Source organism: Streptomyces sp. NPDC001880 (genome assembly GCF_053594575.1).
On the sequence record NZ_JBSFET010000006.1, the window covers coordinates 95,775 to 109,554 of the forward strand.

Here is a 13,780-nt window from a genome sequence, read left to right on the forward strand (position 1 = left end):
CGGGACGTCTGCCCGTGCCTCATGGTCGGTAACCGCCCATCCGTCAGCCAATTGGCCTATGCGCCGGGCAATTGGCTGTTCGTCGCACAACTGTGCCCACATGGCTAGCGGTCGGGCTCGGAATCCTTGAGCCAACTGATGAGTTCGGCCGAGAACCCGGCCGGATCCTCCTCGTGCGGGAAGTGCCCCAGACCGTCGAAAAGTCGCCAACGGTAGGGCGCCTCGACGTACTCGCCGGAGCCCGCCGCGCTCCGTGTGCGGATCGCCGGATCGAGTGAACCGTGCAGATGCAGTGTCGGCACCCGCACCGGGAGCTTCATCCGCCGGTTGAACTGGATCCCGTCCGGACGGGCGAGGGAACGCACCATCCAGCGGTATGGCTCGATCGAGCAGTGCGCCGTCGACGGGATGCGCATCGCGCGCCGGTAGACCTCCACCGTCGCGTCGTCGGGGAAGTCCGGGGTCCGGGGGCCGGCCCATTCGTGGATCAGCCGGCCGACCAACGCCGCGTCGTCCGCGACGAGCTGACGCTCCGGTACCCACGGGCGCTGGAATCCCCAGATGTACGAGCCGGCGCGGGACTGCGCGTAGTCGGAGAGCATCGAGGAGCGCCAGCGGCGCGGATGCGGCATCGAGGAGACCACGAGGCGGCGCACCAGCTTCGGCCGCATCACCGCAGCCGTCCAGGCGAGGTAGCCGCCCATGTCGTGGCCGACCAGGGCCGCGTCCGGTTCGCCGAGCGAGCGGATCACGCCGGTGATGTCGAGCGCCAGGTTGGCGGGGTCGTAACCCCGGGGCGTACGGTCGCTGCCGCCGACCCCGCGCAGATCCATCGCGACGGCCCGGAAACCGGCGTCGGCCAGCGCGGTGAGCTGGTGGCGCCAGGTCCACCAGAACTGCGGGAAGCCGTGCAGCAGCAGCACCAGCGGCCCCTCGCCGAGCTCGGCGATGTGGAAGCGGGCGCCGTTGGCCGCCACGTCCCGGTGGGTCCACGGCCCCTCGATCCGTACGGGTCCGCCGGAGCCCCCCGGGACGGCTGGGCCCGGCGAGGCAGAGCCCGGGGCTGCTGGGCCGTTCGAGCCTGCCCGGCCGTCCTTGCTCGCGGGGGCTGCCTGACCTGCCGAGCCCACAGGGTCAACCGGGCATGCCGGACCTACGGGATCTGCCGGACTTGCAGGGTGTGCCGGGCTTACAGGATGTGCCGGGCTTACAAGGTCTGCCGGACCTTCTGGGCCTGCCGGGCCTTCTGGGTCGAATGCGCTGGAATCGGGGACCGTCATGTGGACGAGCGTGCCACAGAGGAGCCCTTGTCCTGGACCGGAGCCTTCTCCATGGCCGTGCCCGCCAGCGTGCTGCCCGAGGCTGCCGGACGGCTCGTCCCCGCCGTGACGGCCGGCCGCGGGTGCGGCTTGACGCCCTGGAGCACGGCTGCCGTCTGCTTCGCCGAGGCGATGGACTTCTCCGGCGGCTTCAGCTTCTTGAACTTGAGCCAGCCGACCAGCCCCAGCAGAGCGGCCAGGAGGAAGAACCCGCCGGCCACGATCAGGAACGACCATGCCAGGCCCAGGCCCAGGTTGTTGATCCCATAGGCGGCCGCGAAGCTCAGCATCGGCATCATGAACAGAAGCAGCACGGCTGCGACGATGAACGCCACGCTCCCGACGACGCCGCGCTTGACATCCTGCCGTACCTCGGCCTTGGCCAGGGCGATCTCGTCGTGCACCAGTGCGGACATCTCGGCTGTCGCCGCGGCGACCAACTGCCCGAGACTGCGGTCGGCGCTGCCCGCGTTGTTGCCGGGGTCGCTCATCCCTGACTCCCTCTCCTGTTCTGCTGCTCAACACATCTGGTGTCCGATCATGCCGGACTGTCCGGCTCGTTGCTCGCTGCCCCCGCCAGTTGGGCAAGGCGGCGGTGCTCGGCCGCCTTCTTCTCGTGGATCGCGGCCATCCGCAGGTGGTACTCCGGATCGTCCTGCTCGTAGACGTCGGGCACCCCGTCCTCGTCCTCGTCGAGCTCCTCCGCCTCGTACAGCGCCCGGTATTTGCGTACCCGGAGTTTGAGCAGTACGGAGGCGACCGCGGCGGCCGTCAGGGAACCGATCAGCACGGCGGCCTTGATTTCGTTGATCATGTCCTCGTCGCCGACGAAGGCCAGCTCACCGATGAGCAGCGAGACGGTGAAGCCGATCCCGGCGAGCGTGGCGACCGCGAGGACGTCCGCCCAGGCCAGGTCCTTGTTCAGCTCCGCCTTGGTGAAGCGGGTGGCCAGCCACGTACCGCCGAAGATTCCCACGCTCTTGCCGACGACGAGGCCCAGGACGACACCGAGCGTCTCGGGCCGGGTGAAGACGTCCGCCAGGGCGCCGCCGGAGAGGGAGACACCGGCCGAGAAGAGGGCGAACAGCGGCACGGCGACACCGGCCGACAGCGGGCGGACCAGGTGCTCGATGTGCTCGCCGGGCGAGTGGGTCTCGCCCTCCCGGCGGGTGCAGCGCAGCATCAGGCCCATGGCGACACCGGCGATCGTGGCGTGAATGCCGCTGTTGTACATCAGGCCCCAGATGACCAGGGCGAGCGGTACGTAGATGTACCAGCCGTGCACGTTCCTGCGCAGCAGCAGCCAGAAGACGGCCAGCCCGATGACTGCGCCGATCAGCGCCATGAAGTCGATCTGCTCGGTGAAGAAGACCGCGATGATCAGGATCGCGAAGAGGTCGTCGACGACGGCCAGGGTCAGCAGGAAGGCACGCAGCGCGTTCGGCAGCGAGGTGCCGATGACCGCGAGTACGGCGAGCGCGAAGGCGATGTCGGTGGCGGTGGGGACGGCCCAGCCGTCCGTCGAACCTCCGCCGACCACGTTCACCAGCGTGTAGACGATGGCCGGAACCGCCATTCCGCACAGCGCGGCGACGACCGGGAGGGCAGCCGCCTTGGGGTCGCGCAGTTCGCCCGCGACCAGCTCCCGCTTGAGCTCGACGCCCGCGACGAAGAAGAAGATCGCGAGCAGCCCGTCCGCCGCCCAGTGCGCCACCGAGAGATTGAGCCCCAGCGACTCCGGCCCGAAGTGGAAGTCGCTGACGGACCTGTAACTGGAGCCGAAGGTGTTCGCCCACACCAGGGCGGCTATCGCGGCGACCAGCAGGATGACGCCGCCGACGGTCTCGGTGCGCAGGGCGTCGGCGAGGTAGTTCCGCTCAGGGAGGGAAAGCCTCCCGAGAAAAGTGCGGCGGGAGGGAGAAGGAGGTGCGGGGGCGGGGGTGGGCGCGGCCACGAGCGAAGACCTCCGGGTCGGTACGGCAGCGATGGCATGGCAGATGCACTTGCCGACCAGACTTCCCGGCACCCCTGTGGAGTTTTCTTATTGCTTTATTGACGCGGCTGCCACTGTACCTGGGGCATGCAGGGCTGTATCCGGTGATCTTCACCTTAAATCCCCGAGGGGCATCCGGCGCGTTGCCGGATGCCCCTCGGGACGTACTGCTACTCGGTGTGGCCTGGCCTCGCAGGCCGTGGTCAGGCCTCGCGAACTGTGGTCAGTGCTCGCAGCCGTGGTCGGTCCTTGCGGACTGTGGTCAGTGCTCGCAGACTGTGGTCAGTCTTCGGAGGGGGAGGACGGCAGCTGGGTCTGGATGAGCGCCATGACCGAGGAGTCGGTCAGCGTCGTGACATCCCCCAGCTCGCGGTTCTCGGCGACGTCGCGCAGCAGACGGCGCATGATCTTGCCCGAGCGGGTCTTCGGCAGCTCGGCGACCGGCAGGATCCGCTTCGGCTTGGCGATCGGGCCGAGCGTGGCACCGACGTGGTTGCGCAGCTCTGCGACGAGTTCGTCGGAGGCATCGGCCGTACCGCGCAGAATCACGAAGGCGACGATGGACTGTCCGGTCGTCTCGTCGGCGGCACCGACCACGGCTGCCTCGGCGACCGAGGGGTGCGAGACGAGCGCCGACTCGACCTCGGTGGTCGAGATGTTGTGCCCGGACACGAGCATCACGTCGTCGACCCGGCCGAGCAGCCAGATGTCGCCGTCCTCGTCCTTCTTGGCGCCGTCACCCGCGAAGTACTTGCCCTCGAATCGCGACCAGTAGGTGTCGATGAAGCGCTGGTCGTCGCCCCAGATGGTGCGGAGCATCGACGGCCACGGCTCGGTGAGGACGAGGTAGCCGCCCCCACCGTTCGGAACCTCGTTGGCCTCGTCGTCGATGACCGTGGCCGAGATACCGGGCAGAGCGCGCTGGGCGCTCCCCGGCTTGGTCTCCGTCACGCCCGGCAGCGGCGCGATCATCATCGCGCCGGTCTCCGTCTGCCACCAGGTGTCAACGATCGGGCACTTGTCGGCGCCGATGTGCTTGCGGTACCACATCCACGCCTCGGGGTTGATCGGCTCACCGACCGAACCAAGGATCCGGAGACTGCTCAGGTCGAACTTGGCGGGGATGTCGTCACCCCACTTCATGAACGTACGGATCGCGGTCGGCGCGGTGTAGAGGATCGTGACGCCGTACTTCTGGACGATCTCCCAGAAACGCCCCTGGTGCGGGGAGTCGGGCGTGCCCTCGTACATAACCTGTGTTGCACCGTTGGCCAGCGGGCCGTAGACGATGTACGAGTGGCCGGTCACCCAGCCGATGTCGGCAGTGCACCAGAAGACATCGGTCTCCGGCTTGAGGTCGAAGACCGCGTTGTGGGTGTACGCGACCTGCGTCAGGTAGCCGCCGGAGGTGTGCAGGATGCCCTTCGGCTTACCCGTCGTGCCGGAGGTGTAGAGGATGAAGAGCGGCTGCTCCGCCTCGAAGGCCTCAGGGGTGTGCTCGGCGGACTGGCGGCCGGTGATCTCGTGCCACCAGATGTCGCGGCCCTCGGTCCATGCGGTGTCCTGGCCGGTGCGCCGCACCACGAGGACGTGTTCGACGCCATCGATACGGGAGACGGCGTCGTCCACGGCGGGCTTGAGCGCGGACGGCTTGCCGCGGCGGTAGCCGCCGTCGGCGGTGATGACGACCTTGGCGTCCGCGTCCTGGATACGGGCGGCGATGGCGTCGGCGGAGAAGCCGCCGAAGACCACAGAGTGGGCGGCGCCGATGCGGGCGCAGGCCAGCATCGCGATGGCGGCCTCCGGGATCATCGGCAGATAGACGGCGACGCGGTCGCCCTTGCCGACACCGAGCTCGATGAGCGCGTTGGCGGCCCGGGAGACCTCGTCCTTGAGCTGTGCGTAGGTGATGGCGCGGCTGTCGCCGGGCTCGCCCTCGAAGTGGATGGCGACCCGGTCGCCGTTGCCGGCCTCGACGTGACGGTCCACGCAGTTGTACGCGACGTTGAGACTGCCGTCCGCGAACCACTTTGCGAAGGGCGGGTTGCTCCAGTCGAGCGTCTCGGTCGGCTCCGTGGCCCAGGTCAGGCGACGGGCCTGCTCGGCCCAGAAGCCCAGCCGGTCCGCCTTGGCCTGCTCGTACGCCTCCGCTTTGACATTGGCGTGGGCGGCCAGATCGGCAGGCGGTGCGAACCGCCGCTCCTCCTTGAGCAGATTGGCCAGGCTTTCGTTGCTCACGACATCTCCCATTCCCAGGGTGCCCGTTGTGTCCCAGGGCATAGCTCATCAGGCCAAAGGCCGGGTGACAAGTGTCTGCCCGGAACTGGTTTAGACCTGTGTCTCGTGTACGGAGACACGGTCCCACATCCACATGCGGCGCGACGCGGTTGACGCGGTGCGGGCGCGGGGCGACGTGATGCGCCGCAGTGCGGAGGCAGGACCACAAGCTCTCACGGACCCGGGGTAAAGGTGGTTCAGACGCCACTGCGTTCCAACTCGCCCGGACCGGAGGGTTCGCCGGGGCCCACGCGGTCGAAGACCTCGTCGAGCTCCAGCCCGCTGCTCGCCCCCTCGGTCAGCAGATAGGCCTGCGCCTCGCCCACATGGAAGTACATGCCGTGCAGCCGGAGCGTGCCTTCCGCGAGCCGCCGCGCCACCGATTCGTGTGCCCGCAGATGGTCCAGTTGCTGAACCACATTGGTGAGGCAGAGCTGCTCCAGCGCATCGGTCGGCAGTCGCCCGGAGATCCGGGCCCAGGCGTGGTGCCGGGACGCCATTCGCTCCAGGCTCGGCAGCCCATGTCTCAGCCACCGCCACAGGGACGTGGGCGCAGTGCCCCGGTCCGGTCTGGTGCCGAGCAGTGCCTGCATCGCTCCGCAGCCGGAGTGCCCGCATACGGTGATGGACTCCACCTTCAGTACCTCCACCGCGTACTCGATTGCCGCGCCCACCGAGTCGTCGCCCGACTCGGCGTTCGGCAGGGGTACCAGATTGCCGATGTTCCGCACGGTGAACAGGTCGCCCGGACCGCTTGCCGTGATCATGCTGGTGACCAGGCGGGAGTCCGCACAGGTGATGAAGAGCTGAGAGGGGCGCTGCCCTTCGGCGGCCAGCCGGGCCAGCTCGTTGCGCACCAGTGGAGCGGTGTTGCGCTGGAACGAACTGAGGCCGCTGATCAGCCGATTGCCGCCGGGTCGACGGGCAGCCGCGGAGTGCGGGCCGGCCGCCCGGTCGGGGGAGCGGTGGGCAGCGGGGTCCGGGCCGGAGGCGGCGTCCGGGGCAGGTCCCGGCGCGAGGGAGCGAGCGGGGTTGGGGGCGCTGGGGGGAGCGTTGCGGGATGTGTCGATATGGAATGTTTCGATGTGGTCGGTTCCGGGGTGGGCTTCGGCGGAGCGGCTGATGAAGTGACCGGCCTCGGGCGTGCTGCCGGACTCGTCGTGACAGTGGTGGTTGCGCCAGGGCGTCCAGGGGCGGCAACAGGAGTGCGCCGCCGAGGCGGGCTCCGCGATCCGGCCGCCGGACCTGCCGGTGAACACGACCCGGCCACCGTGCGCGGTCTGGGCGGTGCTCCAGTCCTGGATCGCCTCGTACGCCGCATGGTCCATGAAGAAGCCGTCCAGTTCGACGACGGCATCGCTGCCCTGGGGCAGTTGGCCGAGCGTGCGGCTGAGCCGAGGCACTGCGAGGAACGTCAACTGGCCCTGTACGACGACCAGATGCTGTCCACCCTGATCGGTGACCGTGATCCGGGTGCGGGCCAGCCGGTGCAGGGCGACCGCCACCGCCACTGCGATGCCGATCGCCACGCCCTTCAGCACGCCGAAGAGGATCACGCCGGTGATCGTCGCCCCGTACACCAGGACTTCGCGGTGTTTGTGGACGTTGCGGATGTGGGCGAAGCTCACCATCTTGATGCCGACCATCATCACCAGCGCGGCGAGCGCGGCCAACGGGATCCACTCCAGCGCCGTGACCAGCAGCCCGGTGGCGAGCAGCACCCAGACGCCGTGGAGCACGGTGGAGGCGCGCCCGGTCGCCCCGGCGCGTACGTTCGCCGAACTGCGCACCGCACCGCCGGACACGGCCAGCCCGCCCACCAGCCCGGACAGGGTGTTGGCGATGCCCTGGGCGCGCAGCTCACGGTCGAGATCGGAGCGTCTGGCCGGCAGCGTGGGTGAGGCGGCCGAGCCCGGTGAGCCGGACGGCGTGGCCGATGCCGCGGCCGGGGCCGAGTGCGAAGGCGAGGCCGACAGCTTGTCCACGGCCATCGCGGCGAGCAGCGATTCCAGGCTGGCCACCAGCATCACCGTGAACACGGCGGTGGCCAGGGCGAGTACGGGGCCGTGCGGCATCTCCGGCAGGGCGTGTGAGCGCCAGGATGGCAGATCGACCCGGGCTATCCCGGGGGCGGCGATCGCGGCCACCGCCGTAGCGGTCACCACTGCGGCGAGGGCGGCCGGAATCCGTCGTACACCGCTGCCGATCCGGCCCGGAATCCGCGGCCACAGGACCAGGACCGCGATGGTCAGCACGCCGATGAGCGGCGCGGCCGGGCTCACCCGGACCAACTGGTCGGGAAGTGCAAGGGTGTTGGCGACGGCGGAACTCTGCGGCGAACCGCCGAGCACGATGTGCAGCTGGGCGAGCGCGATGGCCACGCCGATGCCGGCGAGGGTGCCGTGGACGATGGCGGGACTGACGACGAGGGCGCTGCGCGCCGCCCGCAGCGAGCCCAGCAGGATCTGCAGAAGCCCGGCGCCGATGGTGATCGCGCAGGTGGTGCGCCAGCCGTAGGTATGGATCAACTCGGCGGTGACCACGGTCAGTCCGGCAGACGGGCCGCTGACCTGGAGGGGCGTGCCCCCGAGCAGTCCGGCGACGATGCCGCCGATCGCGGCGGAGATGAGGCCGGCTTCCAGCGGGGCGTCCATGGCGACGGCGAGGCCGAGCGACATGGGGACGGCGAGCAGGAAGACCGTGATCGATGCGGACAGATCGGCGCCCGTGATGCGGAATCGTCCGCCGCGTGGTGGCGGCGGGCTGTGTGGTCGCTTGACTCCCGTGGCGCGCGGTGGGCGCGAACTACGGGATGTGCGGTTGTGACGAGTGGGGACGCAAGCGGACATGTTCCCGTCTCCTCCGGGGCAGTGCGGTCGCGGAATGTGAGGACGCGGCCGTGGGTCACAGCGTGCAGCGGCGGGATTTCTCAACTCTCAGTAAATAGATCGTAATGGAGAGTAAAGATTTGCGTCCATACTTCAGGTCAAATAGCCCATCTAGTCACTCATTTGGATGAATAAGCATCTTTTCATTCGGCCTGTCGTGCTGATCAGACGGAACTGTGTGCGAGCTTGACCGTGCGGTATCGGCACTTCAATGGAAATTACCGGCAAGGAAGAGGTGGGCGGGTGAGGGCTGCCACGACGAGACTCGCCGGGAAGAGAGCCGCTGCGAGGAGAGCCACCGCGCAGAGGGCCAACGCCGGGCGGGTCGCCCTGGGGGTCGTGGTCGTCGCGCTGACCGCGGGAGCGGCTGGCTGCTCCTCCGGTTCCGATGCCGGCCGCGGGGCCGCCGGTCCAGGAGCGGCGAAGCCGGTCGCTGGAGCGAAGAAGCCCGCTGCAGGGGCCAGGAAGAAGGCCCCTGGAGCCGCGCCCAAGAGCGTCTTCCGGCTCATCGGTGACGGCTCGACCGCCTTCACCGGCGACCAGCCGAACCAGCCCGCGGCCAAGCGACTGGCGCCCGGCCAGAAGCCCCCGCAGTTCGTGGTGTTCTCGTGGGACGGCGCGGGCGAGGACAGCCAGAAGTTGTTCTCGCACTTCCGCGAGGTCGGCGAGAAGTACCACGCGAACATGACGTTTTTCCTCAGCGGCGTGTACATGCTGCCGGAGGACAAGGCGGAGCTCTACGACCCGCCGAAGCACAACGCCGGCAGCTCCGACATCGGCTTCAACGACACCGAGGGAATCCGGAACACCATCACCCAGGTGCGCGGGGCCTGGGAGGACGGTGACGAGATCGGCACTCACTTCAACGGCCACTTCTGCGGTCCCGAGGGCGGCGGCACCTGGTCCGTCGATCAGTGGAAGAGCGAGATCAGCCAGGCCAAGTCCTTCGTGAAGAACTGGAAGACCAACGCCCCCAGCCTCGAAGGGGAGAAGCCACTCCCCTTCGACTACGACAAGGAACTCATCGGCGGCCGCACCCCCTGCCTGGAGGGGCAGAAGAACATGGTGGCCGCAGCACGGACGATGGGCTTCCGTTACGACTCCAGTGGGGTCAACAACCAGGTCTGGCCGAAGAAGAAGGACGGGCTCTGGGACCTGTCGATGCAGCTCGTTCCCGTGCCGGGACGCGCGTTCGAGACCCTGTCGATGGACTACAACTTCATGTTCAACCAGTCCGGTACGACGCAGGGCGACCCGGACCGGCACGAGTACTGGGGCAACCAGATGCGCGACGGCCTGCTCCAGGCCTTCGACCGCTCCTACGACGGAAACCGCGCCCCGCTGATCATCGGCAACCACTTCGAGTCCTGGAACGGCGGCGCCTACATGCGCGCCGTCGAGGAGACCATCGCGACGGTCTGCACGAAGAAGAACGTGCGCTGCGTGTCCTTCCGGCAGCTCGCCGACTGGCTGGACGCACAGGATCCGACGACGCTGGCGAAGCTCGGCACGCTCGAAGTCGGCCAGGCACCCGCGGAGGGATGGACCGCGTTCCTCGGCGGAACGGGGACCTCCGGGACCGACCGGGCGACGGAGGCCGACACGCGTGACCGGGGTACCGCCGGGCACGACCGCAGAGCTGTGCGGCCTTCGGTTGCGCCCGGCGTGCCAGGTGCCGGACGGGCCGGGCGGTAGCGTCGAGCGCCGGACGGGTCGGAGAACCGATCCCGTCCGGCGCCCGGGGGATGCAACGGCTCCCACGGGGAGGAGCCAATCCCGCCGACGGGGGTGCCAATGGCTCAGGCGGGCTGAGCGGCGCCGTCCTGCGCGTACCGCTCGTCGAGGACGAAGGCGGGGTCGACCTGGGCGGCCAGATCTGCGCCCGTCTTTTCGTTGCCCCAGCTCTCCGCGTTCTTCAGATGGAAGTGCACCATCTGCCGCGTGTAGCGGCCCCAGTCCCGCTGTTCGTACGAGTCCTCCGTGGCGTTCTGCAGCGCCTGCAGAGCCATCCGGTTGTCCGCCTCCAGCAGCTCGAAGCGAGCGGGGCGGCCCTTCTCCATCGCCCGTACCCAGTCGGAGTGCCCGACAGCGACCAGCAGGTCGTCGCCCACCTCGGCGCGCAGGAACTCCAGATCGTCCTCACCTTGCACCTTGTTGCCGATGACCTTCAGTGCGACACCGAAGTCCCGCGCGTACTCCATGTACTGGCGATAGACCGAGACGCCCTTCCGGGTCGGCTCCGCGACCAGGAACGTCATGTCGAAGCGGGTGAACATCCCTGAGGCGAAGGAGTCCGAACCCGCCGTCATGTCGACGACGACATAGTCGTCGGGGCCGTCGACGAGATGGTTGAGGCAGAGTTCGACCGCGCCGACCTTGGAGTGGTAGCAGGCCACGCCCAGGTCCGACTCGGTGAACGGCCCGGTGGCCATCAGCCGGATCTCCCCGTCGTCGAGCCGGACCGCACGGGCACACGCGTCGTAGATCGGGTTGTCCTCGCGGATCCGCAGCAGCCGGGAGCCTTCGCCGGGCGGAGTCGTCTTGATCATCGTCTCGCTGGAGGCGATACGGGGATTGCTGCCGCGTAGATACTCCTTGATCAGAGGCAGGTGCGCCCCCATGGCGGGCAGCGCGGCGGCCTCCTGGTCGTCGAGGCCGAGCGCGGCCCCGAGGTGCTGGTTGATGTCGGCGTCCACCGCGACGACATGGGCTTCATTGGCGGCGAGGTGGCGGATGAAGAGCGAGGACAGCGTCGTCTTGCCGCTGCCGCCCTTCCCTACGAAAGCGATCTTCATGTTCACCTAGGGTAGTGGTGTGATCGCGGTCCGCTGTCGCACTTCGTGAAGAAGGCCACTCCTGAGCGGCATCGGCGCAGGAGGCGCGTAGCCTCGTTACCTATGAGTACGACTGCCTCTGATCCGCTCGCCGTCCTCGGCACCCTGCCGGGCGTCGCCGACGCGGTGGACTCCGTACGCAAGGCCGTCGACCGGGTCTACGGTCACCGCGTCATGCGGCGCCGCAGCAATGAGGTCACCGCGGAAGCGGCGCTGCGCGGCGCCCGCGGATCGGCGGCGCTGTCCGGCGCCGACTGGAATCTGGAGGAGGTGCGCCGGCGCAGCGACTTCAGTGGTGACGACGAGGCGCAGGTGGTCGGGGCAGCCCTGCGGCTGACCGCCGAAGCGGGTCAACTGCTCTCCATCTGGCGGCAGTCACCGTTGCGGGTGCTGGCACGGCTGCATCTGGTCGCGGCCGGCGGGGCGGCACCCGACGACGCCGTCGGCCGGCCGAGGCTGGCGGGTGAGCACGTGGACGAGCCGCTGGTCGAGGCGCCGCTGCCGGATGCCGACGAGGTGGCCGGGCGGTTGGAGGGGCTCTCCGGGCTGATTCTCTCGGGCACTTCGGCGCCCGCGCTGGTTGCGGCGGCGGTCGTACACGGCGAACTGCTGGCCCTGCGCCCCTTCGGCTCGTACAACGGCCTCGTGGCTCGGACCGCCGAGCGGATCGTGCTGATCGGGAGCGGGCTCGACCCCAAATCGATCTGCCCCGCCGAGGTCGGCCACGCTGAACAAGGGCGGGCGGCGTACATCGCGGCGTTCGAGGGCTATCTGTCGGGAATGCCGGAGGGGATGGCGGCCTGGATCGCGCACTGCGGACGCTCCGTGGAGCTGGGTGTCAGGGAGTCGACGGCGGTGTGCGAGGCACTGCAGCGCGGAGCCGCGTAACGGGCGACGGCCGCGCCGTGTGCGTGTCGCGCCGAGTGCCGCGACGTGCGTCGAGCTGTGCGTAGAGATAAATCCACCGAAGTAACTTCATTGCGGTAACTTCGCCGAATTGTCTTCACCGCGTCGACTTCATTGCCCAGCAAAAGGGTTGCGGCGGTACCGTCCTCGGTACCGCCGCTGGCATGTCTACCCAGTTACCATGCGTCCTCGATATATGCCCATCAGGTCGGGATGCTTTGCCCGTTTCCCTGGTGTGGCTGGCCCGTATTCGACGGGTCGACGTCGCGTGGGTGCTCGGTTTTCATGCTCGGTCCGTGGGGCCGTCTCTGCGTTACAGGTAATCCTCTCGGATGTCCTTGGTCTCGCGGGCCGTTGAGTCATTTGTACTCCAGAGCCGGGGTGAGCGGTAGTGCTGGCCCCACTTCTTTACTTTTGGGTTCAATTACGGGCGAGTTGGATAATTCGGTGCCGGCCGTTTCGGTGTACGCCGAGCCTCCGTCCGGGGTGTGTGTCAGGCGGAGGTCGTGGCGGCGCGGCGGCGGGAGGTGTACCAGACCAGGCCTGCCGTGACGGCGGCCGCGCCCACCGCTGCCGCCGCGACGAGCGCCGGTCGCGGCGGCAGCGAGAGCGCGGGCAGTCGCTGCTTGAGCCGGACCGGGCGGTTGAAGACGAGAATCGGCCACTCGCGGAGGGTCGCCTCGCGCCGCAGCGCGCGATCTGGATTGACCGCGTGCGGATGGCCGACCGACTCCAGCATCGGTACATCCGTGGCGGAGTCGCTGTACGCATAGCAGCGTGAGAGGTCGTACCCCTCCGATACCGCGAGGGACCTGATCGCCTCGGCCTTGGTCGGCCCGTATGCGTAGTACTCGACCTCGCCGGTGAAGCAGCCGTCGTCGCCGACGACCATTCGGGTGGCGACGACCCGGTCGGCGCCGAGCAGCTCGCCGATCGGTTCGACGACCTCGGCGCCCGAGGTCGAAACGATCACCACATCGCGTCCGGCGGTGTGATGCTCTTCAATGAGTGTTGCGGCTTCGTCGTAGATGATGGGGTCGATCAGATCGTGAAGGGTCTCGGCGACGATTTCCTTCACTTGCTGGACGTTCCAGCCTCTGCAGAGTGCGGAGAGATATTCCCGCATCCGCTCCATCTGATCGTGATCTGCGCCCCCGGCAAGGAACACGAACTGTGCGTACGCAGTGCGCAGTACAGCGCGGCGGTTGATCAGTCCGCCTTGGTAGAAGGACTTGCTGAAGGTCAGCGTCGAAGACTTCGCAATGACCGTCTTGTCCAGGTCGAAGAAGGCGGCTGTGCGCGGCAAGAAGCGGTTTTCCACAAGGCAGAGCATAGGGGGACGCCATTCGGCGTAAACTCTGGCGCGTGGGTTTGCCTGAGAAGGCGCTCGGGTACACCATGGAAGTCACGGATCGTTCGCGACCGTGCTAACCCGGTCCGGCTCCTCCCCCCCCCGAGTCGGCCGTGGGGACGACCCCCGCTCTCCCCCCCGGCGGGGGTCGTCGCATGTCCGGACGCGTTTCTGCCGCTCGGAACCAAGCATTCTGCCTCCATTTCGGCCGT

Annotated in this window: 9 protein-coding genes; 2 read left to right on the forward strand and 7 right to left on the reverse strand. The window is 68.4% G+C overall.

Annotated elements, in window-relative coordinates; all coding sequences use genetic code 11:
• Window positions 1–104: 104 nt before the first annotated feature.
• From ACWCQ6_RS05805 to ACWCQ6_RS05825, 5 genes are all read right to left on the reverse strand, one after another.
• Window positions 105–1,280 (reverse strand): alpha/beta fold hydrolase, encoded by a 1,176-nt coding sequence (locus ACWCQ6_RS05805; protein WP_451085786.1) that lies wholly within the window; start codon window positions 1,278–1,280, stop codon window positions 105–107.
• Entirely contained in the window at window positions 1,277–1,810 is a 534-nt protein-coding gene (locus ACWCQ6_RS05810; RefSeq protein WP_451085788.1) for a phage holin family protein, read from the reverse strand. Before ACWCQ6_RS05810 ends, ACWCQ6_RS05805 begins: the two co-directional genes overlap by 4 nt.
• Window positions 1,811–1,857: 47 nt before the next feature.
• Complete coding sequence (gene nhaA / locus ACWCQ6_RS05815) at window positions 1,858–3,273, reverse strand: Na+/H+ antiporter NhaA (RefSeq protein ID WP_451085790.1); 1,416 nt, start codon at window positions 3,271–3,273, stop codon at window positions 1,858–1,860.
• A gap of 321 nt (window positions 3,274–3,594) precedes the next feature.
• Window positions 3,595–5,592 carry an acetate--CoA ligase gene (acs, locus tag ACWCQ6_RS05820; RefSeq protein WP_451085792.1) on the reverse strand — a complete coding sequence of 666 codons (1,998 nt, stop codon included), beginning with the start codon at window positions 5,590–5,592 and terminating at the stop codon, window positions 3,595–3,597.
• A gap of 194 nt (window positions 5,593–5,786) precedes the next feature.
• The gene (locus ACWCQ6_RS05825; RefSeq protein ID WP_451085794.1) at window positions 5,787–8,438 is read right to left on the reverse strand and encodes a SulP family inorganic anion transporter; all 2,652 of its coding nucleotides are present in this window, start codon (window positions 8,436–8,438) and stop codon (window positions 5,787–5,789) included.
• Window positions 8,439–8,828: 390 nt separating this feature from the next.
• Here ACWCQ6_RS05825 and ACWCQ6_RS05830 point away from each other — a divergent pair, with 390 nt between their 5' ends.
• A complete protein-coding gene (locus ACWCQ6_RS05830; RefSeq protein WP_451085909.1) occupies window positions 8,829–10,172 on the forward strand; it encodes a hypothetical protein in 1,344 nt (447 codons plus the stop codon).
• A gap of 104 nt (window positions 10,173–10,276) precedes the next feature.
• Here the strand turns inward: ACWCQ6_RS05830 and ACWCQ6_RS05835 are convergent, their stop codons facing one another.
• Window positions 10,277–11,272 carry an ATP-binding protein gene (locus ACWCQ6_RS05835; protein WP_451085796.1) on the reverse strand — a complete coding sequence of 332 codons (996 nt, stop codon included), beginning with the start codon at window positions 11,270–11,272 and terminating at the stop codon, window positions 10,277–10,279.
• A 102-nt stretch (window positions 11,273–11,374) separates the two neighbouring features.
• Between ACWCQ6_RS05835 and ACWCQ6_RS05840 the strand changes: the two genes are divergently transcribed.
• On the forward strand, window positions 11,375–12,199 hold the full coding sequence (locus ACWCQ6_RS05840) for an oxidoreductase (protein WP_451085798.1): 825 nt from the start codon (window positions 11,375–11,377) through the stop codon (window positions 12,197–12,199).
• Window positions 12,200–12,710: 511 nt separating this feature from the next.
• Here ACWCQ6_RS05840 and ACWCQ6_RS05845 read toward each other — a convergent pair.
• Window positions 12,711–13,550: an HAD family hydrolase gene (locus tag ACWCQ6_RS05845; protein WP_451085800.1), complete on the reverse strand. Its 840-nt coding sequence runs from the start codon at window positions 13,548–13,550 to the stop codon at window positions 12,711–12,713.
• Between the last annotated feature and the right edge of the window lie 230 nt (window positions 13,551–13,780).

Excerpts from the sequence above, each read along its gene's own strand:
- ACWCQ6_RS05805 (WP_451085786.1), bottom strand. The coding sequence starts at position 1,280 with ATGACGGTCCCCGATTCCAGCGCATTCGACCCAGAAGGCCCGGCAGGC.
- ACWCQ6_RS05810 (WP_451085788.1), bottom strand. The coding sequence starts at position 1,810 with ATGAGCGACCCCGGCAACAACGCGGGCAGCGCCGACCGCAGTCTCGGG.
- acs (WP_451085792.1), bottom strand. The coding sequence starts at position 5,592 with ATGCCCTGGGACACAACGGGCACCCTGGGAATGGGAGATGTCGTGAGC.
- ACWCQ6_RS05825 (WP_451085794.1), bottom strand. The coding sequence starts at position 8,438 with ATGTCCGCTTGCGTCCCCACTCGTCACAACCGCACATCCCGTAGTTCG.
- ACWCQ6_RS05835 (WP_451085796.1), bottom strand. The coding sequence starts at position 11,272 with ATGAAGATCGCTTTCGTAGGGAAGGGCGGCAGCGGCAAGACGACGCTG.
- ACWCQ6_RS05840 (WP_451085798.1), top strand. The coding sequence starts at position 11,375 with ATGAGTACGACTGCCTCTGATCCGCTCGCCGTCCTCGGCACCCTGCCG.
- ACWCQ6_RS05845 (WP_451085800.1), bottom strand. The coding sequence starts at position 13,550 with ATGCTCTGCCTTGTGGAAAACCGCTTCTTGCCGCGCACAGCCGCCTTC.